Source organism: Mesorhizobium sp. M0894 (assembly GCF_040319725.1).
Taxonomy (GTDB): domain Bacteria; phylum Pseudomonadota; class Alphaproteobacteria; order Rhizobiales; family Rhizobiaceae; genus Mesorhizobium.
Genome location: NZ_JAMYOG010000010.1, coordinates 204,527 through 226,583 on the forward strand (window position 1 = coordinate 204,527; position 22,057 = coordinate 226,583).

At 63.2% G+C, this 22,057-nt stretch carries 20 protein-coding genes; all 20 read left to right on the forward strand.

Annotated elements, in window-relative coordinates:
• The first annotated feature begins 73 nt into the window (after nt 1–73).
• The 20 genes from NKH91_RS20735 (at nt 74) to NKH91_RS20830 (ending at nt 21,975) form a co-directional block, all read left to right on the forward strand.
• Nucleotides 74–934, forward strand: coding sequence for a carbohydrate ABC transporter permease (locus tag NKH91_RS20735; protein WP_023721285.1), 861 nt, complete (start codon nt 74–76; stop codon nt 932–934).
• Complete coding sequence (locus NKH91_RS20740) at nt 931–1,890, forward strand: carbohydrate ABC transporter permease (protein ID WP_352481600.1); 960 nt, start codon at nt 931–933, stop codon at nt 1,888–1,890. Before NKH91_RS20735 ends, NKH91_RS20740 begins: the two co-directional genes overlap by 4 nt.
• On the forward strand, nt 1,887–2,978 hold the full coding sequence (locus NKH91_RS20745) for an ABC transporter ATP-binding protein (protein WP_352481599.1): 1,092 nt from the start codon (nt 1,887–1,889) through the stop codon (nt 2,976–2,978). Before NKH91_RS20740 ends, NKH91_RS20745 begins: the two co-directional genes overlap by 4 nt.
• A gap of 1 nt (nt 2,979) precedes the next feature.
• The gene (locus NKH91_RS20750) at nt 2,980–4,053 is read left to right on the forward strand and encodes an ABC transporter ATP-binding protein (protein ID WP_352844561.1); all 1,074 of its coding nucleotides are present in this window, start codon (nt 2,980–2,982) and stop codon (nt 4,051–4,053) included.
• Nucleotides 4,054–4,088: 35 nt separating this feature from the next.
• Complete coding sequence (locus NKH91_RS20755) at nt 4,089–5,192, forward strand: Gfo/Idh/MocA family protein (RefSeq protein ID WP_352844560.1); 1,104 nt, start codon at nt 4,089–4,091, stop codon at nt 5,190–5,192.
• 26 nt (nt 5,193–5,218) lie between these two features.
• Nucleotides 5,219–6,133, forward strand: coding sequence for a sugar phosphate isomerase/epimerase family protein (locus NKH91_RS20760; protein ID WP_023721280.1), 915 nt, complete (start codon nt 5,219–5,221; stop codon nt 6,131–6,133).
• 37 nt (nt 6,134–6,170) lie between these two features.
• Nucleotides 6,171–7,112, forward strand: a complete 942-nt coding sequence (locus NKH91_RS20765; protein WP_352844559.1) for a sugar ABC transporter substrate-binding protein — start codon at nt 6,171–6,173, stop codon at nt 7,110–7,112.
• Between the two features lie 61 nt (nt 7,113–7,173).
• Nucleotides 7,174–8,178, forward strand: coding sequence for an ABC transporter permease (locus NKH91_RS20770; protein ID WP_245278679.1), 1,005 nt, complete (start codon nt 7,174–7,176; stop codon nt 8,176–8,178).
• Entirely contained in the window at nt 8,175–8,957 is a 783-nt protein-coding gene (locus tag NKH91_RS20775; RefSeq protein ID WP_352481708.1) for an ATP-binding cassette domain-containing protein, read from the forward strand. The genes NKH91_RS20770 and NKH91_RS20775 overlap by 4 nt, the downstream gene beginning before the upstream one ends.
• Nucleotides 8,958–8,991: 34 nt before the next feature.
• Nucleotides 8,992–10,173: an aldose 1-epimerase family protein gene (locus tag NKH91_RS20780; RefSeq protein ID WP_023721276.1), complete on the forward strand. Its 1,182-nt coding sequence runs from the start codon at nt 8,992–8,994 to the stop codon at nt 10,171–10,173.
• 91 nt (nt 10,174–10,264) lie between these two features.
• Complete coding sequence (locus tag NKH91_RS20785) at nt 10,265–11,353, forward strand: fatty acid desaturase family protein (RefSeq protein ID WP_352844558.1); 1,089 nt, start codon at nt 10,265–10,267, stop codon at nt 11,351–11,353.
• A gap of 42 nt (nt 11,354–11,395) precedes the next feature.
• Nucleotides 11,396–11,710: a MocE family 2Fe-2S type ferredoxin gene (locus NKH91_RS20790; RefSeq protein ID WP_352481591.1), complete on the forward strand. Its 315-nt coding sequence runs from the start codon at nt 11,396–11,398 to the stop codon at nt 11,708–11,710.
• 37 nt (nt 11,711–11,747) lie between these two features.
• Nucleotides 11,748–12,548 carry a 3-methyl-2-oxobutanoate hydroxymethyltransferase gene (locus tag NKH91_RS20795; RefSeq protein WP_352496048.1) on the forward strand — a complete coding sequence of 267 codons (801 nt, stop codon included), beginning with the start codon at nt 11,748–11,750 and terminating at the stop codon, nt 12,546–12,548.
• A 227-nt stretch (nt 12,549–12,775) separates the two neighbouring features.
• Nucleotides 12,776–14,218: a DHA2 family efflux MFS transporter permease subunit gene (locus NKH91_RS20800; RefSeq protein WP_352844557.1), complete on the forward strand. Its 1,443-nt coding sequence runs from the start codon at nt 12,776–12,778 to the stop codon at nt 14,216–14,218.
• 279 nt (nt 14,219–14,497) lie between these two features.
• Nucleotides 14,498–15,484 (forward strand): ABC transporter permease, encoded by a 987-nt coding sequence (locus NKH91_RS20805; protein ID WP_352844556.1) that lies wholly within the window; start codon nt 14,498–14,500, stop codon nt 15,482–15,484.
• 59 nt (nt 15,485–15,543) lie between these two features.
• Nucleotides 15,544–16,569 carry a sugar ABC transporter substrate-binding protein gene (locus NKH91_RS20810; protein WP_352709821.1) on the forward strand — a complete coding sequence of 342 codons (1,026 nt, stop codon included), beginning with the start codon at nt 15,544–15,546 and terminating at the stop codon, nt 16,567–16,569.
• An 83-nt stretch (nt 16,570–16,652) separates the two neighbouring features.
• Complete coding sequence (locus tag NKH91_RS20815) at nt 16,653–18,776, forward strand: ABC transporter permease (protein ID WP_352481586.1); 2,124 nt, start codon at nt 16,653–16,655, stop codon at nt 18,774–18,776.
• Nucleotides 18,773–19,831 (forward strand): SMP-30/gluconolactonase/LRE family protein, encoded by a 1,059-nt coding sequence (locus tag NKH91_RS20820; protein ID WP_352844555.1) that lies wholly within the window; start codon nt 18,773–18,775, stop codon nt 19,829–19,831. Before NKH91_RS20815 ends, NKH91_RS20820 begins: the two co-directional genes overlap by 4 nt.
• Nucleotides 19,831–21,327, forward strand: coding sequence for a sugar ABC transporter ATP-binding protein (locus NKH91_RS20825; protein WP_023721268.1), 1,497 nt, complete (start codon nt 19,831–19,833; stop codon nt 21,325–21,327). Before NKH91_RS20820 ends, NKH91_RS20825 begins: the two co-directional genes overlap by 1 nt.
• A gap of 240 nt (nt 21,328–21,567) precedes the next feature.
• A complete protein-coding gene (locus NKH91_RS20830; protein WP_352481584.1) occupies nt 21,568–21,975 on the forward strand; it encodes a carboxymuconolactone decarboxylase family protein in 408 nt (135 codons plus the stop codon).
• Nucleotides 21,976–22,057 lie beyond the last annotated feature (82 nt).

Here is a 22,057-nt window from a genome sequence, read left to right on the forward strand (position 1 = left end):
TCCCGGATCTTACCAAGAGGGGAGGAGTGATTGCTCTTCCCCTCGATAACGAAGGACCCAGCAAAGCCGCAAGATGAAGCGTTCAGTTCCTTTCGAGATATTCCGCTATGCCGCGATCTTTGCGGCAATGGCGGTGACGCTGGTGCCGATCCTGTGGATGATGTCGATGGCGTTCAAGCCGATCGCCGAATGGTCGGCGACCGGCGCCGACCTGACCTGGTGGCCGAAGAACCCGACACTCAGCAATTTCCGCTTCGTCTTCGGTGAATCGACCAACAATCTTATCGTCGCGCTCGACCGCACAGCTTTGAAGCCGATCCTGTCGTCGCTGCTGTCGGCCACGTTCGGCACGGCGATCGCCATGTCGGCGGGCACAGCGGCGGCCTACGGGCTGTCGCGCTTCAACTCGGGCCAGAACCTGCCGCTGGCGCTGATCCAGCTTCGCCTGTTTCCGCCGATGGCGGTCATGACCCCGGTGATGATCATGTGGGCCTTCCTCAACTTCACCGACAGCTGGTGGGGGCTGTCGCTGATCTACGGCATCGTCACGCTGCCTTTCGCCTTCTGGCTGATGAAGACCTTCTTCGACGACATGCCGCGCGAGATCGAGGAGGCGGCACTGGTCGAGGGCTGTTCGCGGTGGCGCGTCTTCACCCGCATCACGCTGCCGATGATGCGGGCGCCGCTGGCCAGTGCCGCGCTGTTCGTCTTCATCCTCAACTGGTCGGACTATCTGATTGCGCTGCTTCTGACGACGCGCGAATGGGTCACGGTCCCGGTCTACATGGCCTCGCTGTCCTCCTCGATGACCGGACAGCTCTACGGCGCCAAGGCAGCTCTCGGCCTGATCGCCGCGGTGCCGCCGGTGATCATGGGCATCGCCATCCAGCGTCATCTGGTGCGCGGGCTGACCTTCGGGGCGCTCAAGCAATGAGCTCGGTGACAGCCACGATTTCGGAGGGCGACATGCAAGCCTCCAAGGCGGCGTCGGTGTTGCCGGACGAGGGCGCGCGGCTCGGATTCCGGCTGACCCTGCCGGCGCAGATCCTGGTGCTGTTCATCGCCGTCTTCCCGCTGCTGATGCAGCTCTACATCAGCCTGACCGACTGGTCGCCGCTGTCGGGCACCGGCTGGTGGAATGCCTGGTCGATGTGGAACAGTTTCGCCAATTACACCGACCTTGCCGCGGACGCGCGCTTCTGGAGCGCGCTGAAGCGCACGGCCATCGTCATGATCGTCTGCGTGCCGGCGGAGTTCCTGCTCGGCCTCGCGCTGGCGACGCTGTTTGCGGACGAATTTCCCGGCAAGCGGATCTTCTATTCGATCCTCTTGATGCCGATGATGGTGGTGCCGGCGGTGGCCGGCTACATGTTCTTCATGCTGTTTCAGTCGGGCGGCCCGGTCAACGACATCCTGTCGGCGATGTCAGGCTTTCCCGTCACCATCGCCTGGCTCTCGGATCCGACGCTGGCGCTGATCGCGGTGATGGTCGCCGACATCTGGCAGTGGACGCCGCTAATGTTCCTGATCCTGCTTGCCGGCCTGGTCGGCGTGCCGGAGGACCAGATCAAGGCGGCGACGCTGCTCGGCGCCAACCCCTGGCAGCGCTTCGTCACCATCGTGCTGCCGAAGATGAAGACGATCATCATCATTGCGCTGGCGATCCGGGTGATCGAGAACTTCAAAATATTCGACACCCTCTACATCATGACCGGCGGCGGTCCCGGGGTCGCTACCGAAACCATCTCCGTTTACATCTACAAGCTCACCACGCAGGACCTGATCTGGAGCTATGTGGCGGCAATCGCGCTGGCCATATTGATCGTGCTGTCCATCGCCGCTGTGTTTGCCATGAAACGCATGGCCCGGGTACGCGAGGTGGCGGCATGAGCACGATCCATCTGCAAAACCTTGTCAAGAAATTTGGCGACTTCACTGCGCTGCAGACGATGGATCTGGCCATTGCCGACGGCGAGTTCATGGCGCTGCTCGGGCCGTCCGGCTGCGGCAAGTCGACGACGATGAACATGATCGCCGGCATGGAAGAGCCGACCAGCGGCAAGATCCTGTTCGGCGAACGCGACATGGCCGGCGTGCCGATGGGGCGGCGCGGCGTCGGCTTCGTCTTCCAGAACTATGCGATCTTCACTCATATGAGCGTGCGGCAGAACCTCGCCTACGGCCCGAAAATGCGCGGCGCACCAAAGGCCGAGATCGACCGCCGCGTCGGCGCCATTGCCGAGATGCTGCAGCTGACGCCGCTGCTCGACCGCAAGGCCGACCGGCTTTCGGTCAACATATTGCAGCGGGTGGCGATTGGCCGTTCGGCGATCATGGAGCCGGCGATCTTCCTGCTCGACGAGCCACTGTCCAATGTCGACGCCGCCTTCCGGGCGGTGATGCGGACCGAATTAAAGCAACTGCAGCGGCAGTTCCGGCAGACCATGGTCTACGTCACCCACGATCAGCTCGAAGCGATGACCATGGCCGACCGCATCGCGGTGATGGACCACGGCGTGCTGCAGCAGGTCGGCACGCCACTGGAAGTCTACAACAACCCGGCCAACGTCTTCGTCGCCCGCTTCATCGGTGCGCCGGGCATGAACCTGCTCAAGGGCTGGTTGGCGGAAAGTGACCGTGGCCTGGTCGTCGATCTTGGCCCACTCGGGGCGACGCCGCCGCTGCCGGTCGAGATCGCCGATGCCGCCAGCCGGATGCGCGGCGAGGTGTTTTATGGCTTTCGACCGGAGCAGGTGACGCTGGCCGAAAGCGGCCGTGGCCTCTGCATGCCGGTGAGTTTCGTCGAGCGGATCGGCGCGCGCACCATCATCCATCTTGGCGAGGGAGAGACCGCGGTGAAGGCGGTGTTCGACAATGATGTCGGGCTGGCGATCGGGCAGACAGCCGTCGTCGCGCCTGCGGCGGAGGCGGTGCGCGTCTTCGACGCCGCTACCGGCCTTGCGTTGAGAGCAGGTTGAGATGGCCGATATCGTTTTCCGTAATGTGACAAAACGCTATGGCGGCACGCTGGCTGTCGACGATGCCTCGTTCGCGGTCAACGACAACGAGTTCTTCTGCTTCTTCGGGCCGCCGCTGTCGGGCAAGTCGACGATACTCCGTCTGGTGCTCGGGCTGGAAACCCCGGACACGGGCGAGATCCTGATTGGCGGCAAGCCGGTCAACACGGTGTCGCCGGCGGAGCGCAATGTCGCCATGGTGTTCCAGAATCTGGCGCTGTTCCCGCATATGAGCGCGCGCGACAACATCCGTTTTCCTTTGGTCGAGCGGAAGGTGGCAGAAGCCGAGATCGAAAAACGCGTCGCCGATGTCGCGGCCAAGCTGCATATCAGACATATCCTGCACAAACCGCCGGCGCAGCTTTCCGGCGGTGAGCGGCAGCGCGTCGCGATCGCCCGCGCGCTGGTGCGTAATCCCGCCGCGTATCTGATGGACGATCCGATCTCGGCGCTCGACGCCAGGCTGCGCGAGGAGACGCGCGTCGAGCTCAAGCGCATCCAGCGCGAGCTCGGCAAGACGCTGATCTATGTCACGCACGACCAGGAAGAGGCGATGTCGGTCGCCGACCGCATGGCCATACTGGAGAGCGGCAAGATCAGGCAGATCGGCGCGCCTGCCGAGATCTATGACCGGCCGGCCAGCACCTATGTGGCGCGGCTGCTCGGGTCGCCGATGATGAACATATTGAAGTCGGTGCACGGCGCGGAAGGCGTGGAGGCGGCCGAAGGCACGATCCGCATCGCGGACAAGGCGGCACCGGCCGATGCCGTCGAGATCGGGCTCAGGCCGGAAGACATCAAGGTCAAGGCCTGGTCGGATGGAATCTCGGAGGGGGGCGCGGGCCGCCCGGCGCGAGTGTTCGAGGTCGAGCCGCTCGGCGGCTACACCGTGGTGACGCTCGCCGCCGGGCAGGCGCGCCTGCGGGCGCTGCTGCGCGGCCAGCCGGACATCAGGCCGGACGCAATGGTGGCGATATCCTGCGAGCCGGGCAGGGTGCATTATTTCGGGCAAAGCGGGGGAGCGCTGGCAAGATGACGGCGGCTGCAAGAAACGAGCTTCGGGAGGAACATATGGCAAGCGAAGAAATAGCGGGCAACGGCTTCGAGCCGGACGTTAAAGTCCGCACCAGGGAATACAGGATCGGCTGCGTCGGCGCCGGTATGATCATGGCCGAATGTCACCTTGCCGCCTACAAGGAAGCCGGTTTTCCGGTGGTGACGATCGCCTCGCGCACCAAGGCCAGCGCCGAGAAGGTCGCCAAGCGCTGGGATATCCCGACCGTCCATAACACGCCGGAACAACTCATCGAGGACAAGAACGTCGAGATCATCGATCTTGCCTTTCCGCCGGACCAGCAGCCGGCGCTGATCCGCCATGCGCTGAACCAAGCACATATCAAGGCGATCCTGGCGCAGAAGCCACTGGCGCTGTCGCTCGATGAAGCCGTCAAACTGCGCGACGAGGCGGCCAAGGCCGGCAAGATCCTCTCGGTCAACCAGAACATGCGTTACGACCAGTCGATGCGCGTCTTGAAGCAGATCATCGACAGCGGCGCGCTCGGCGACATCGTCTTCGCCCAGATCGACATGCATGCGATCCCGCACTGGCAGACCTTCCTCGAGGACTATGACCGGCTGACGCTCGCCAATATGAGCGTCCACCATCTCGACGTACTGCGCTTCCTGTTCGGCGATCCCCTGGAGATCACCACCCTGACCCGCAAGGATCCGCGCACCCGCTTCGATCATTCGGACGGCATCATCGTGTCGACGCTGCGGTTCCCGTCCGGCGTGCTCGCCGTATCGCTGGAGGATGTCTGGTCCGGTCCGCGCCAGGAGGGCTACCAGGACGACCAGCACATCAACTGGCGCGTCGACGGCACCAAGGGTGTCGCCAAAGGCACCATCGGCTGGCCGACGGGCGCTGCGTCGACGCTGACCTACGCCTCGACCGAGACCACCGATGGTCAGTGGGTGACACCCAGCTGGGACACGATGTGGTTCCCGCATGCTTTCATCGGCGTCATGGAGCAGCTTCAGCACGCGGTTAAGACGGGCGAGCCGCCAGCGCTGTCCGTCGCGGACAATGTCAAGACCATGGCGCTGGTCGAAGCCGGCTACCGCTCGATCGACAAAGGCCGGACGGTCAACCTTTCCGAAATATCAACTGACTGAATCACTTACAGGGAGGAATTCACACCATGATGCAGGCAGGTATTTTCACGGGTTATTTCCCGTATGGCCTCAAGGAAACCGCGCAGAAGATCCGTGCGCTCGATTTCAACACCGTGCAGCTCGACCTGCATTTCAGGGATATCGACCTGTCGTCCGGGCAGATCACCAAGGACAAGGCCAAGACCGTCCGCGATACGTTCCGCGACCACAATCTGCCGATCTGCTGTGTGTCGGGCTACACCAACATCATCCATCCGGATATGGGCGAGCGCGAGAGGCGCGTCGGCTATTTGAAGGAGATCATCCGCAACGCGCGCCATTTCGGCACCCCTTACGTGATCTCGGAAACGGGTACCTACAACACCGAATCCGACTGGGTGCATCACCCGAAGAACAAGACCGAGGAAGGGTTCGAGGAATGCCGCAAGGTCATCGCCGACCTTGCCCAGACGGCCTATGACCACGGCGCGGTCTTCCTGCTCGAAACCTATGTCAACAATGTCGTCGGCTCGGTCGAGGAGACGGTGAGGATGTTCGCGCAGGTCGACCACCCAGGCCTCGGCCTGTTGATGGACCCGACCAACTATTTCGAAACCCACAATATCGACCGGATGGATCAGATCCTGAACCAGGTGTTCGACACGCTGACCGACAAGATCAAGATCGCCCACGCCAAGGACGTCAAGCGTTCCGGCGGCGACAAGTCGGAGAAGCACGCAGACATTGGCGACGAGGACGCGCTGGAGAGCCACACTTTCCGCGGCGTCGGTGAGATCGAGCTGCCGGCGCCCGGCCTCGGTTCGCTGAACTACGACCTTTATCTCAAGCGGCTGGCCGAAAAGCACCCGAACATCCCGGTCATCATCGAGCATCTTTCGGAAGACGACGTGCCGCGCGCCAAGAAATTCCTCGATGGGAAATTTCGCGCCAACGGACTGTGATGGCGCGGTTTAGCTACGAAACAAGGGAGGAAGAGAAATGTTGAAATTCGCGTTGAAAATCGTGGCCGCGGCGACGGTTCTCGCCGGTGTGGCGCTGGGTGCGCCGGCGCTGGCGCAGGACACTCAGAAGACGTTCTACCTGCTGTCGCATGGCGGCCCGTCGGATGCCTTCTGGATCGACTGGAATGCCGGCGCGACCAAGGCCTGCGACCAGCTCAAGGTGACCTGCAAGATCTCGTTCAGCGGCGGCGACATGGCGGCGCAGAAGGAAGCCTTCAACTCGGCACTCGCCGCCAAGCCGGACGGCATCGCCACGACTTCGGCGCAGCCCGGCCTGTGGACCGAGGAGGTCAAGGCAGCGAAGGCGGCCGGCATCCCGATCGTGTTCTTCAACACCGACGATCCGGCAACCGGCCGGCAAGCCTATGTCGGCGCCGACCTTAGGGAAGCCGGTGTCATCTGGGCGAAATATCTGGTCGACCACAAAATGGTGAAGCAGGGCGACAAGGTGTTCCTGCCGGTCGAAGTGCCGGGCGCCAGCTACCAGCAGCTCGAGACCGAAGGCATCGCCAGCGTCTTCGATCCGCTCGGCATCAAATATGACGTGGTCGATTGCGGCACCGATCCGGCCGGCATCATCGCCAAGATGACGGACTACATGGTGGCCAACAACCCGCCGGCGATCATCGCGCTCGGCGATTCCGTCGCGGCCAGCGTCAAGAGGGTGTTCGATGGCGCCGGCGTCCCGGCCGGCAAGATCCCGGTCGTCGGCTGGGGCAATTCGAAGGAAACGGCCGAGTCCGTCAAGGCCGGTTTCGTCAACGCGGCTGCCTGGCAGTTTCCCTCGGCGCAAGGCTTTATGCCGGTGGCGCTGCTCGGTCTGGCCGCCGCGGGCGAACCGATCGGCTACGACATCCACACTTTCAGCCTCTACGACGCCTCGAGCGTCGAACCGATCCTGAAACTCTACAACAAGTGATTGGAACTGACGCTCGCCGCGCAGGCGGCGGGCCTCACCCTGGCGTATGGTTCGAGCTGTCATGACAATTGCCGCAGAAGAGGAAATGCCGCGTGCCAAACGCAGGTCGAGCCTGATCCGCTCGCCGCAGTTCTCGTCGCTCGTCATCCTGATCGTCCTGCTGGCGGTGTTCGCGATCGCCGATGCGAACTTCCTGTCGCCGCTCAACATCTCCAACATGATGGCGTTCCTGCCCGAGCTCGGCATCATCGCGCTCGGCATGACGCTGCTTCTGACGGCGGGCGAGTTCGACCTTTCGGTCGGTGCTGTGTTCGGACTGGCGCCGGTTGTCGTCATGCTGCTGGTGCAGAACGGCGGGGTGGATATTGGCGTGGCGCTGCTGGCCGGCCTGCTGCTCTGCATAGCGATCGGTGCGATCAACGGGCTGATCGTCACCAAGATCGGCATCTCCTCCTTCCTGGTGACGCTGTCGATGCTGCTGGTGGTGCGAGGCGCGGCCCTCTACATCACCCAAGGCTTTCCGCTGAAGTCCTGGGACCAGCCAGGGTTCTTCGTGACGCTGCTGGCCGGCAGCTTCAATATCGGAACGTTCCGTTTCTATACCTCGCTGTGGTGGTTCATCGGCCTGTCGCTGCTGGCGATCTATGTGCTGCGCTACGCCAAGCTCGGCAACTGGATCAGCGCCATCGGCTCGAACCGTAACGCCGCCGTGGCGCGTGGTGTGCCGGCCGATGCGGTCAAGATCTGGCTGTTCATCCTGACCTCGGTGCTGGCCGGTCTCGCCGGCATGATCAGCGCCTTCCGCATTTCTGCCGCCTCGCCGGTGGCAGGCACCGGCTACGAGCTCGAAGTGATCGCCATGGTGGTGGTCGGCGGCACCGCGCTGACCGGTGGGCGAGGCACCATTTTCGGCACCATCGTCGGCGCGCTGATGCTGCGCAGCATCCGCAACGGCATCGTGCTGATCGGCGTGCCTGGGCTCGCCTACAACATCTTCGTCGGCGTCATCATCCTTGCCATGCTCATTCTGCACGCTTTGCTGCAGAAGAACGCCGCCAGGAGCTGACCATGGAAGTGCTTCGGCTGCACAACCTGCAAAAGTCCTTCGGCAGCGTCCGCGCCCTGAAGAGCGCCTCCTTCACGCTCAACGAGGGCGAAGTGGTGGCCTTGCTCGGCGACAACGGCGCCGGCAAATCGACGTTGATCAAGGCGATCTCCGGGGTGTTTCCGGTCGACCGCGGCGACATCTATGTGCGCGGCCAGAAGGTCTCCATCCGCTCGACGCGCGATGCGATGGATCTCGGCATCGAGACCATCCACCAGGACACCTCGCTGGCACCGGACCTCAGCATCGCGCGCAATCTTTTCCTCGGCCGCGAGCCGGTCAACCTCAAATGGCTGGGTGTGTTCGCGCCGCTCGATCTCGCGCAATTGCGCGATGCCGCCTCGGCTCTTTTGAAGCGCGTCGGCATCTCGAAGAAGCTCGACGCCGATGCGCTGGTCAGCACGCTGTCGGGCGGCGAACGCCAGTCGATCGCCATCTCGCGCGCCATGCAATTCGCCGCCAAGGTCATCATCCTCGACGAGCCGACCAACAATCTCGGCGTCGAGGAAACGCACGGCGTGCTGCGCTTCGTCAAGGAAGTGCGCGACGCCGGTCACTCGGTGCTTTTGATCACCCACAACATCCATCACGTCTTCCAGGTCGCCGACCGCATCATCGTCATGCGGCGCGGCGAGATCGTCGCCGAGCAGACGGTCGCCGACACCGACCTGCTGACCGTGGAAAGTATCATCACCGGCGCCGACATGTCGGCCCTGCTCAAGGAGACGAGAGCCAAGTGAAGGACGGGAGCAAAGTGAAGGAACTGGCCGTCACATGGTAGAGCTTTACGGCAAGACGCTGTCGCGCCGGCAGGTCTCGGAACGCTCGGGCATGCTGTCGCAGTTCGCCGGCGTGCGACTGATGACGCTTGGCGACGGCGTCGAGCGCGGCATCCGCATGCTCGAATTCCGCACCGGCTCGGGCCTGCGCTTCACCGCGCTGGTCGACCGGGCGCTCGATATCGCCGATTGCGACTTCAAGGGCCAGGCGATCGGCTGGCATTCGCCGAGCGGCTTTCGCAATCCCGGCCTGCACGAGTATGAAGGCGAGGACGGGCTGGCCTGGGCGCGGTCGTTTTCCGGCCTTCTACTGACCTGCGGCCTCGACCATATATTGTTCATGAACGAGGTACCCGCCGACACCTACAACTATCCGCCGAAGAAGACGGTGCGCCATTCGCTGCATGGCCGCATCAGCACCATCCCGGCGCGGCTGAGTGGCTACGGCGAGACCTGGGACGGCGACCGCTGCGTGTTGTGGGCCGAAGGCATCGTCCAGCAATCGACTGTATTCGGCGAGGATCTGCATCTATTGCGGCGGATCGAGGCCGATGTCGGCGGCAACGAGATCCGGCTTTCGGACCGTGTCGTCAATCACGGTTTCAACCGAACACCGCATATGTTTTTCTACCACATCAATGTCAGCCATCCGGTGCTTGACGAGGGCGCGCGCTATCTGGCGCCGATAAGGGATGTCGTTTGGGCCGGGCATGCCGGCGAGCGTTATGAGGCGCAAAAGGTCGGCTATCGCACGGTCCCGGCGCCGCAGCCGCGTTTCAGCGAACAGGTCTGGCAGCACGAGCTCGGCGCTGGCAGCACCGGCGAAGTCCCGGTGGCGGTGGTCAACGATAGGCTCGGCCTCGGGTTCGAGGTGGTCACGCGCAAGGACCAATTGCCCTGCACCTACCAATGGCAGAATTTCCAGGCTGGACAGTACGCGCTTGGCATCGAGCCGTCGACGCATCATGTGCTGGGAAATCTGGCGGCGCGCGAACGCGGCGAGATGATCTGGCTGGAGCACGGCGAGAGCCGCTCGTACGATGCGGTGTTCCGGGTTCTCGACGGCGCCGGCGAGATCGCCGCCGCCGAGAGCCGGATCGCGGCAATCGCCAGGCAGCCGCAGCAGGATTATCCCCAGCCGTCGGGCCGTTTTCCTGTTCTTGGAGGCAGGTCGTGATAATGGCTAGGACGATACGAGACACCAGTTGGGAGGCTGGTCCCGGCCGGAGCGGGGAGGGTTCGCGGCCGAGCTGGAATTGGAGGTCACAATGGCTGGCACGGTAAAGCGCGATTACAGCCTGGTCGGCGAAAGCACGCGCAGGGCGATCGAGACGGGACTGGCCTCGGCGGAGTGGTACCACACCGATGTCCCCCGCAAGGCGATCAAGGAGTTGATGCAGCGCTCAGACGGCCCGGCGATCCGCGACACGATCATCTGGATCATCGCCATCCTCGGCTCCGCCGCCGGCGCCATCTATTTCTGGGGCACCTGGTGGTGCGTGCCGTTCTTCTTCGTCTACGGCGTGCTCTACGGCTCCTCCAGCGACTCGCGTTGGCACGAATGCGGCCACGGCACGGCTTTCCGCACGCGCTGGATGAACGATGTCGTCTACCAGATCGCCAGCTTCATGCTGATGCGCAATCCGGTGACCTGGCGCTGGAGCCATGCCCGGCACCATACGGACACGATCATCGTCGGCCGCGACGCCGAGATCGCCGTGATGCGCCCGCCGGACCTGCTGCGTGCCGCGCTGGCTTTCACCGGCATCCTCGATTTTCGCTATTCGCTTCCGGCGCTGATACGCCAGGCGTTCGGCAAGCTGACGCCCGACGAGAAAAGCTACGTTCCCGAGATGGAACAGCACAAGGCCGTCATCGCGGCGCGCTGGCATATCGCGATCTACATCGCGACGATCGCGCTCGCCGTGTTCATGCGGTCGTGGATACCGGTGGTGCTCATCGGCGTGCCGCGCCTCTACGGCACCTGGCACATGGTGCTGACCGGCCTGCTGCAGCATATCGGTCTGGCCGACAACGTCGTCGACCACCGGCTCAACACCAGGACCGTCTACATGAATCCGATCAGCCGGTTCATCTACTGGAACATGAACTACCACGTCGAGCATCACATGTTCCCGATGGTACCGTATCACGCGCTGCCCAGGCTGCATGAACTGATCAAGCACGATCTGCCCGAGGCGAACCCGTCGATATGGCATGCCTATCGCGAGGTCTGGCCGGTCCTGCTCAGGCAGCTCAAATACGAGGATTATTTCCTTAAGCGCGAACTGCCGCCAACGGCACGGCCCTATCGTGGCGAGTTCCACGAAGTGAACATGTCGGCAGCGGCTGAGTAGGCACTGCACGAGCGCAACGCAGAAATTTCAGGAGAAGCAGAGATGGCCGATTGGGTCGAAGCGTGCGCCGTGGACGATGTCGAAGAGGAAGATGTCATCCGCTTCGACCATGGCGGCCGCACCTTCGCGATCTACCGTTCGCCGGACGATGAATTCTTCGCCACCGACGGGTTTTGTACGCATGAACAGGCTCATCTGGCCGACGGGCTTGTCATGGACGACATCATCGAATGCCCCAAGCACAATGGCCGCTTCAATTACAAGACCGGCCAGGCGAAGGGCGCTCCCGTTTGCGTCAATCTCGCGACCTATCCAGTCAAGGTCGAAGCTGGCAAGGTGATGATCCAGATCGCCTGACCGGCCTTCTGTCACGTAGCAAAGGGGACCAAAATCCATGAGCCGGAAAAGACCGACCGTCGCCGACCTGCGCGCCATGAAGGGCAAGCGGCAGCTGACCATGCTGCGCGTGCTGACGATGGACGAGGCCGAGGCCGCCGAACGCGCCGGCGTCGATATCGTCTCGGTGCCGCCGGAGCTGGTGCTCAATCCGCAATACCGCGATGCGGCACCCAGCCTGTTCACCATGCCGGGCGAGAATTTCTTCGAGATCGGCACCGCGGATGATTTTGTCCGCTGGGCGTTCCGGCTCTACAAGGCCAGCGCCGATGCGGTCTATTGCAGCGCCGGCTACGCCACCATCAAACGGATGGCCGACGATGCAATTCCGGTGATCGGGCATGTCGGCCTCATCCCGTCACGCGCCACCTGGACCGGCGGCTTCAAGGCCGTCGGCAAGACCGCCGATACCGCCATGCAGGTGTTCGAGGCGGTGAAGCAACTGGAGGCCGCCGGCGCGATCGGCGCCGAGATCGAGGTGGTGCCAGTCGAGGTGGCCAAGGCGATTTCGGAACGCACTTCGCTGATCATGCTATCGATGGGGGCGGGCACCGGCTGCGATGCGCAATACCTGTTCGCAGACGATATCCTCGGCCAGAACCGTGGCCACATGCCGCGTCATTCCAAGGTCTATCGCAACTTCGCCGCCGAATACGACCGCCTGCAGGCCGAACGCATCGCCGCCTTTTCCGAATATGTCGCCGATGTGAACAGTATGGCGTATCCCGAAGACAGGCACGTCGTGCACATGGATCCGGACCAGCTCAGCCTGTTCCTAGAGAAGATCGAAGCCGCATGAGACACACCGGCAACAGCGCGAAGCGCCATCGCGGATCGTAAAAACGCCGGTTCGGCGGCAGGGCCAGGTCATCGCATAGCCGGCTGCGATGTCACACGAAAGTTTGTGGTCCATGTCTGGACGGCATCGGCCAAATGCTGTTGAAACCGGTGCGTCATCGGTTTTGCCGGACATTTGTGCGGTTGCCGATGAGGCGGGAGAAGATTCCCCTTCGGACAGTTCTGCGCATGACCGCCATTCCCGAAAACAAAGCCTTACCCGAAACCGCGCCGGCGGCGCGGCAAGCCCGGCGGGTGGCGCTGATCGTCGCCGTCGCCTTCTTCATGCAGCTTCTGGATTCGACCATCATCTCGACCTCGCTGCCGCAGATGGGAGAATCCTTCGGCGTGCCGGCGGTGGCGATGAGCATCGGCATCACCGTTTATATGCTGACAATGGCGGTGTTCGTGCCGCTGTCCGGCTGGCTCGCGGACCGGTTCGGCGCGCGCAACATCTTCCTCGTGGCGATCGCCCTGTTCACGCTGGCCTCGCTCGCCTGCGGCATTTCGCAGAACCTGGCCGAATTCGTTGCCGCGCGCGCGGTGCAGGGGCTGGGCAGCGCGCTGATGACGCCGGTCGGCCGCATCCTGGTGCTGCGCAATGCGCCGAAGTCCGAGCTTCTCAATGCTACGGCGCTGATCACCTGGCCGGCGCTGTTCGCGCCGGTGGTCGGGCCGGTGCTTGGCGGCTTCATCACCACCTATGTCTCCTGGCACTGGAATTTCTTCATCAACATTCCCCTTGGGGTCGTCGGTTTGGCGCTGGTCGCCCGCTTCATTCCCGGCGACCGCGAAGCCGGGGCCAAGCCGCTCGACTGGCCGGGCTTCCTGCTGACCTCGGTGGGGCTCGCCGCGATGCTCTATGGCCTCGAGCGCATCGCGCATCCGGAAGAGGGTGCCTTGCCGACCGTGGCACTGCTCGCCACGGGCATTTTGGTCGGCTGGCTGGCGGTGCGGCATCTGCGACGCGCCGACCATCCGCTGCTCGATCTCACAGCTTTCAAGGTGCAGACCTTTGCCATCTCGACGCTGTCGGCCGGCACGATCTTCCGCATCGCCATCAACGCCACGCCGTTCCTGCTGCCGCTTTTGTTCCAGGTTGGCTTCGGCCTGAGCCCGGTCGATGCTGGCATGATGGTCCTGGCCTATTTCCTCGGCAATCTCGGTATGAAGGCGGTGACGACGCCGACGCTGAGGCGGTTCGGCTTCCGTTCGGTGCTGATCCTCAACGGAGTGATCGCCTCTTTGTCGATCATGGCCTGCGCGGCGCTTACGCCGCAGACGCCGCAAGCGTTGGTGGTGGTGCTGATGCTGATCGCCGGACTGTCGCGTTCGATGCAGTTCACCGCGCTCAACACACTGGCCTTCGCCGATGTAGCCTCACCGCAGCGTAGCTCGGCGGCGACGTTGTCCAGCATGCTGCAGCAGGTGGCGATGCTGTTCGGCGTAGCGGTCGCGGCGGCGCTGCTCAACCTGTCGCAGATCGCCAGGGGCGCTGCGGCGCTCGATCTCGTCGACTTCCGACTTGCCTTCCTGGTGATCGGCGCAATCGGGCTCGTCGCCTCGTTCCGCTTCCTGGCGCTGCCGAGGGCTGCCGGCGCCGAGGTCTCGGGCCATGTTTTGCGGATTTGATGCAGGAACTGCGCGGCGAGCGCGGACATGAATTCTGCCTGCTCCGCTCGTCCGGGAGCAAACCTTTACCAGCGGTTCGATCGGCACGATCATTGCAAAAGTGCTTGAGTTCCGGGCATTGCGCCAGCCTCGCCAATCGGTGCGTCCAACCGCGGAATTTCCTCGCAAGCCGGCCTGCAATGCGCGGATTCATTTGACGAATTGGTCTTGAGCCGATTAGCTTTCGTTCCGATGGCCGCAGAGGGAGCAGGGCGTAGCCATCGCGGGTGAAAGCGGGCAATGAAGGCGACCGGCTGGCTAAACTGGAGAAGCCTGAACCAGGAGGGCATTGTCTTTGCCATCGCGGTCGTGCTGTTCATTGCCGCCGCAATCGGACTGCCCGGGTTTATCAATTCGAACAATCTCGTTGCAATAGTGCGCTCGGTCTCGGTGCTGGGCATATTGGCGCTCGGCATGGCGGTCGTCATTATCGGCAGGGGCATCGATCTGTCGGCGGTGGCGATCATGGCGATGTCGGTCGCTTGGTATCTGCAATTGCTGAGTTCGGGAATGTCCGACGGGCTGGCCTTCGCCTATGTGCTCGCCGGCGTTCTCGCCATCGGGCTTTTGAACGGCATTTTGGTTGCCTACGCCGAGGTTCCGGCGATCTTCGTGACGCTGGCGACCGCGTCCTTCGTTTTCGGCTATGTGCGTTCACAACTGATCACACAGGACGCCGTGCCGGTGCCGCCCGGCCATTGGGTCGAGCTCCTGGGCGGGCTGCGCTTCCTCGACATCCCGGTCGAGGTTTTTGTCTTCGCCGGGCTGGCTTTCGCCTTTTTCCTGTTCCTGCGCTACACCAAATGGGGCCGCTACGTCTATTTCGCCGGCGACAACCCGGTTGCGGCGCGCAATATCGGCATTCCAGTGCGCCCGATGCTGGTGCTGCGCTACGTGCTGTCGGCCTTGGTCTCGCTGATTGCCGGCTTGCTCACCGCCGCCAGCCTGCATTCGATCAACACCCGCATCGTCAATTCCACGCTGCTCTACGACATCGTGCTGGTGGCGGTGATCGGCGGCATCGGTCTGTCGGGCGGGCGGGGCGGGGTGCGCAACGTGCTGGTGGGTGCCGCGCTGATCGGCATCCTGCTCAACGCGATGACCATCATCGACATTCCGCTGCTCTATCAGAACCTGATCAAGGCCGCGATCCTGCTGGCGGCGATCATCGTCGATGGGTTCATCAATCCGCGCGACGAGCAGACCGCGCAGCAAGGCGACATCTAGACTGACGCGTACGGTTGGGGCCGACCGCGAACGACAACGACCAAACCAGAGGATGTGACATGAAAATCATCAGGACATTTATGGCCGCCGCGGCAGCGCTTGCCGTCTCCGCATTCGTGGCGCCAGGCTTTGCCGCCGAAGATCCGGGTCCGGGCGCCTATTCGCAAGCGCTCAAGGGCAAGCGTGTGATGCTGGTGCCGATGGCGATGGGCTTCGATCTGGCACAGGGCTGGGCGCATTACCTGAAGACCGAGGTCGAGGCCTGGGGCGGCGTGTTCGAGACGCGTGACCCGAACTGGGTGGTCGATGCCGGCGCGCAGGCGATAACCGACGCTATTTCGTCTGACACCAGGCCGGACGTGCTGATCATCCATTCGCCGGACCTCAACTCCTATGCCAAGCTGATGAAGAAGGCGCAGGCCGCCGGCACCTATGTCCTGCTGGTCGACAATCCGGCGAACTTCCCGGCCGATGCCTTTGTCGGCAGCGACTGGGATCGGCTCGGCCAGCTGGAAGCCGAAGCGGCGATCAAGGGTTGTGGGCCGAACTCCTCCAAGAAGATCGGGCTGGTGCAGGGCGACCAGGCCAACTCGTCGAGCCTTTATCAATATGCCGGCATCATGAAGGTGCTGGACAAGAACCCCGACTTCAAGGTCGTGGCCAAGCCTGACTCGAACTGGGATGCGACGACCTCGCGCAACGTGACGACGACGATGCTGCAGCAGAACCCCGACATCTGCGCCATCATCGATTTCTGGGACGGCGACGCGACGGGCGCATCTGCTGCGATCCGCGATGCCAAGCTCGAGGGCAAAGTCTTTCTGGTCACCACTGGCGGTGGCGAAAAGACTGCTGATTGCGACAAGCTGCAGGACGGCACCTATGGCGCGGTGGTGATGACCGACCTTGCCCGCCAGTCGGGCGACATGAACGCCGTCATCAAGTTCCTGTTGCAGAGTGGCCAGCCAGCCGGCACCTCGCACACCTACATCTACACGCTGGAGAAGGCGACGACCAAGGCCGACCTCAAGCCAGACAGCTGCTGGGACTTGAAAGCACTGCAAGCCCAAGCTGCGGCCAAGTAAACCGCGGGTCCGTTGCAAGCATCGACGAGGTGGCCGGACCTTGTTCGTCCGCCTCTTTCTCTCTTGAGTGGCAGCAGCAACCGATGTCCTTTCGCGAACGCCTTCAATCCTGGCGCTACAATCTCGTGCCCGACCACCTTGTCGGCGAGATCCTAAGCAAACGCTGGACTGATAACGCCATTCCGTTCCTGGCGCTGGTGGCGACGCTCAGCGTGTTCGGTTCGATCATTCCCGGCTTCTTCAAGCCGATGTCGCTGCAGGAATCGACCCGCCAGCTCGGCGAATTTTCGCTGGTCGTCACCGGCATGACGGTGGTCATGCTCGGCGGCGGCATCGACCTTTCGGTCGGCTCGATCTTCGCGCTGTCCTGCTTTTCCGCCGTGTTCGTCTTTTTCATCCTCGAACAATCGGTATGGCTGGCGCTGGCCGCCTCGATCGCCACCGGGCTGCTGTTCGGCGCGATCAATGGTTATCTGATCGGCTATTTCAGGCTGCGCGCTTTCCTGACGACACTGGTCACCTTCATCTTCGGGCGGGCGCTGTTCGACATATTGGTCACCACCTATGCCGCCGACGTCCAGCTTTCCGATGCCACATCGGATGTGCTGGACTTCATCGGCGACGATACCTTCTGGGGCCTTTCGGTTGCGGTGTGGGCGGCGATTATCCTGGCCATCATCACCCATGTCGCGCTGACGCGCTCGCGGCCCGGCTGGCATGTGCAGGCGGTGGGCGGGTCGCGGCGATCGGCCCACAATGCCGGCATCCGCGTGCGCCGCACCGTGTTCATGACCTATGTGTTCTCCGGCTTCTGCGCCTCGCTCGGCGGCTTCCTCATCGCCTGCCGGCTGAGCGGGGCAGGGCCGGGCACAGGGCTCAATCTCGAGGTCATGGCTTTGACAGCAGCGGTCGTCGGCGGCGTCAGCCTGGGCGGCGGCCGCGGTTCGGTGATCAAGGGGCTGATGGGCGCGATCATCGTGCTGACGATGACCAACGGGCTGATCCGGCTGGGCTATGGCACCGGCACCAACCAGATGGTGTTGGGCATCATGCTGGCCGTGGCGGTCACCATCGACATTCGCTGGCTGAAGAACCGCCACAAGGTGCTGGACGAGGTCTATGTCGCACCGGTCTATTTGAAGATGGGGGCAACGCAGTCGGCCGCACCGGGCTCCGGCACGCCTTACGAGCTCGACAATCGCCTATCGGAGGCCGACCATATCGGGCTTGGCGAGCTGGAAGGGCCGGAAGACGTCATCCTCGACCGCGACGACCATCTCTATTGCGGCACCAGGCATGGCGAGATCGTCCGTTTCTTTGCGCCGGATTACAAACGTTCGGAGGTCTTTGCCCATATTGGCGGCTTTCCGCTCGGCCTGGCCTTCGACAAAACAGGCAATCTGATCAGCTGCGTCGGCGCGATGGGCCTTTATTCGGTCTCGCCGGAGCGGGAGGTGAAGCGGCTATCGGCGGAAACGTCGCGCTCCTGGACTTCGATCGTCGACGATGCGCGGCTGCGCGATCCCAATGATTGCGACATCGCGCCGGACGGCCGCATCTACTTCACCGATTCCACCAAGCGCTATGACGCCCACGACTGGGCGCTGGACTCGATCGAGAACCGCGCCACCGGGCGGCTGCTCGTCTATGACCCGAAGGACGCTTCGACGAAGACATTGCTCGACGGCTACCGCTACACCAACGGCGTGTGCATGGCGCATGACGGCAAGTCGCTGTTCTTTGCCGAAAGCTGGGCCTGCCGCGTGCACCGCTACTGGCTGGAAGGGCCGAAAGCAGGCACCGCCGAATGCGTCATCCGCGACATGCCGGGCTACCCCGACAACATCAACCGCGCCTCCAACGGCAACTACTGGATGGCCTGGCTCGGCATGCGCACGCCGAGCTTCGACCTGTCGCTGCGCCATCCCGACATGCGCAAGCGCATGACGCGCCGGCTGCCGCAGGACGAATGGCTGTTCCCCAACATCAACACCGGCGGTGTGGTCAAATTCAACGAGAAGGGCGGCATCGTCGAAGCGATGGGCGACCTGTCGGGCGCCGCGCATCCGATGGTCACCTCGATGCGCGAGCACAAAGGCTATCTGTTCGTCGGCGGCATCCTCAACAATCGGATCGGCCGCTACCGGATTGCCGGTGCCGACCCGAACTGGACCAGCCCCGCTTCCTATTGGGGAGCGAAGCCATGATGCTGGACCCGATCCTTGACATCTTTCGCGGCAAGGCGGTGACAATCCCGCCGCTCGATGGCGCCTTCAGGCCGAATACGCTGCTGGACGATGCTCCGGCTTTTGTTGAACTGCCGGAGCCTGACAACCTGCTGATCGATAAGGACCGGTTGCTGGCGGCCAGCGGCAATGCCGTCTATGCGCTCGCCGCCGGTGCCGCGCCGACGATAGTCGAGACATTTCCGTCCCCGGTCACAGCGCTCGCGCGCTCGCCCGCCGGCGAACTGACGGTCGGGCTCGAAAACGGCAGGCTGTTGATCGCGGGTAAGGACGCTCCGCTACCGGCCGAAATCCGCTGCATCACAGCGCTCGCCTACGCAGAAGATGGCACGCTTTGGCTGACCAATGGCTCGGCCGAACACGGGCCGTCGCAATGGGCCGCCGATCTGATGAAGAAGGGCGCTTCTGGTTCGCTGTGGAAGCGCGAACCGGCAGGCAGCGAATTCCGCAAGCTCGCCGGTGACATCGCCTTTCCCTATGGGCTGCATCCAACCGGCAAGGATGTGTTGGTCAGCGAGAGCTGGCGGCACCAACTTATCCGCTTCGACGGCGCGACAGGCAGCCGCTCGACGGTGCTGGCGCATCTGCCCGGCTATCCCTCGCGCCTGTCGCCTGCCGCCGGTGGCGGTGCCTGGCTGGCGCTGTTTGCGCCCCGCAACCGGCTGATCGAATTCGTGCTGCAGGAAACGCACTATCGAAACGACATGCTGGCGCAAGTGCCGCCGCAGCACTGGATCGCGCCGGCACTTGCCTCCAACCGCAGCTTCCTCGAGCCGCTGCAATGCGGCGGCATTCGCACCATGGGCATTCACAAGCCATGGTCGCCGAGCCGCTCCTACGGCCTGGTGGTCAGGCTCGACCGGGAGATGCGGCCGCAATTCAGCCTGCACAGCCGCGCCAACGGCACGCGCCACGGCATCTGCAGCGTGGCGGAGAAAGACGGTCGCCTGTTCATTGCCTCGAAAGGCGGCGATTGCCTGCTGGCCATCGACTTGGGTCCAGGAGGACATCGCTGATGGAACCGATCGTCCGCCTGGAGAACGTGACCAAGACCTATCGCGGCGTGCCCGCGGTGAAGAATGTCAGCTTCGAGCTGCGCAAGGGCGAGATCCACGCGCTGCTCGGCGAGAATGGCGCGGGAAAATCGACGCTGACCAAGATCATCGCCGGCGTCGTCGACGCGACCTCGGGAAAGATGTTCCACAACGGGCAGGAGATCGCCTACGCCTCGCCGCATGCGGCCCTTCAAGCCGGTATCGCCATGGTGTTCCAGGAGACCAGCCTGGTGCCGTCGATGACGGTGGCGCAGAACCTTTATCTCGGCACGGAAAGCTTTCTCAACCGGCTGCGCGGCACCTACATTTCAGCGCAGCAATTCCTGCAGTCGTTGAACTTTCCCGTCGACCCGAACGCCATGGTGGCGACGCTGGGCGCGGCCAAACGGCAGATGGTCGAGATCGCGCGCGCCGTCCACCACAATGCCGAGATCATCATCTTCGACGAGCCGACGGCGACGCTGACGCCGGAGGAGAAGCGGCACTTCTTCGCGCTGATCCGCCGGCTCAAGGCAAGGGGTGTGTCGATCGTCTTCATCAGCCATGCGCTCGAAGAGGCGCTTGATGTCGCCGACCGCATCACCATTCTGCGCGACGGCGAACTGGTGATCACCGACGACACAGCCGCCTTCGATCGCGACAGGATCGTCGCCGCCATGGTCGGGCGCACGCTGTCGGGGCAGCTCTACAGCCAGCGCGACGAGGCCAAGCTGCGCAAGGCCGGCAAGAAGGTGCTGTCGGTGCAGGACATCTCGATGAGCAATGTCGTGCGCAACAATTCCTTCTCGATCTTCGAGGGCCAGATCACCGGGGTGTTCGGGCTGATCGGCTCGGGTCGCACCGAGACGTTCAAGATCGTTTCCGGCATCTACAAGCGCGACTTCCTGCGCGGCGGCACCATAGAGCTGGACGACCGGCCGGTGCGCTATCTCGTTCCGAGCGAGGCGGTGGCGGACGGCATCGTCTATGTCACCGAAGACCGCAAGAGCGAGGGGATTTTCGAGACCATGGACGTTGCCGAGAACCTGTTCGGCGGCTTTTTGGCGGCCGGGCGGGAAAAGGGCTGGGTGATCAATGCGCAGGAGATGCGGGCGCTGTCGGCCGAATGGACCAAGACGCTGAACGTCAAGGCGATCAACGACAATGCGCGGGTGGTCGAGCTCTCGGGCGGCAACCAGCAGAAGGTGGTGATCGGCAAGGGGCTGGTGCAGAAGCCGCGCATCGTCATCTTCGACGAGCCGACGCGCGGCGTCGATGTCGGTGCGATCGCCGAAATCCACCAGATCATCAACCGGCTGGCCGATGAGGGCCTGGCCGTCGTCGTCATCTCGTCCTACCTGCCGGAGATCATGAACCTGTCCGACCGCATCCTGGTCTGCCGGCAAGGCCGCATCGTCGAGGAGTTCTCGCCGGCCGAGGCGACGGAGGAGAAGATCATGTATGCGGCGGTTCATTAGGTTCCAGGCGATGCGTACTTCGACAATTGGCGGAGTCACCAGTCCATTCGTCATCGAGGGGCGAAGCAAGGAGCGCAGCGACGCGGCGCAGACCCCAGGATGACGACGGTGAGGGCCTCTGCATTTCCAGGGTTCTGGGCCGGCCTGCAAAACGTGAATCACCAGAGCAAGTTAGCCGCATTCGCTACCAAGCCGATTCAACGACCTCTCTCATCGATTCAAACCGAAAGGAGCCTGCCCATGGCCACCACAAGACTTCTGACCGATGCCGAGGTCGAGGCGATTCCCGCTGTGAAGGCCGTGTTCGACGACATCCGCGCGACGCGCAAATCCGATTTCGTCAATAATTTCTGGCGCGGGCTGGCCAATGATCCGGTCTCGCTGAAGCGGGTGTGGGAACAGCTCAAGGCGGTGATGGTCGCGGACAGCGTCATCGACCCGCTGACCAAGGAGATGATCTACATCGCCGTCTCGACAGCCAATGGCTGCTCCTATTGCGTTCACTCCCACACCGCCGCCGCCCGCGCCAAGGGCATGACCGAAGCGCAGCATGGCGAGCTGGTGTCGATCATCGGGCTGGCCGGGCAGACCAACCAAATGGTGACAGCGCTGCAGATTCCGGTCGATCCGGAGTTCGAGGTGAGGTGAGGTGAGGTGCGGCGCCTTCCCTTCTCCACTTGTGGGAGAAGGTGGCCGAGCGAAGCTCGGTCGGATGAGGGGTGCCGGAAGG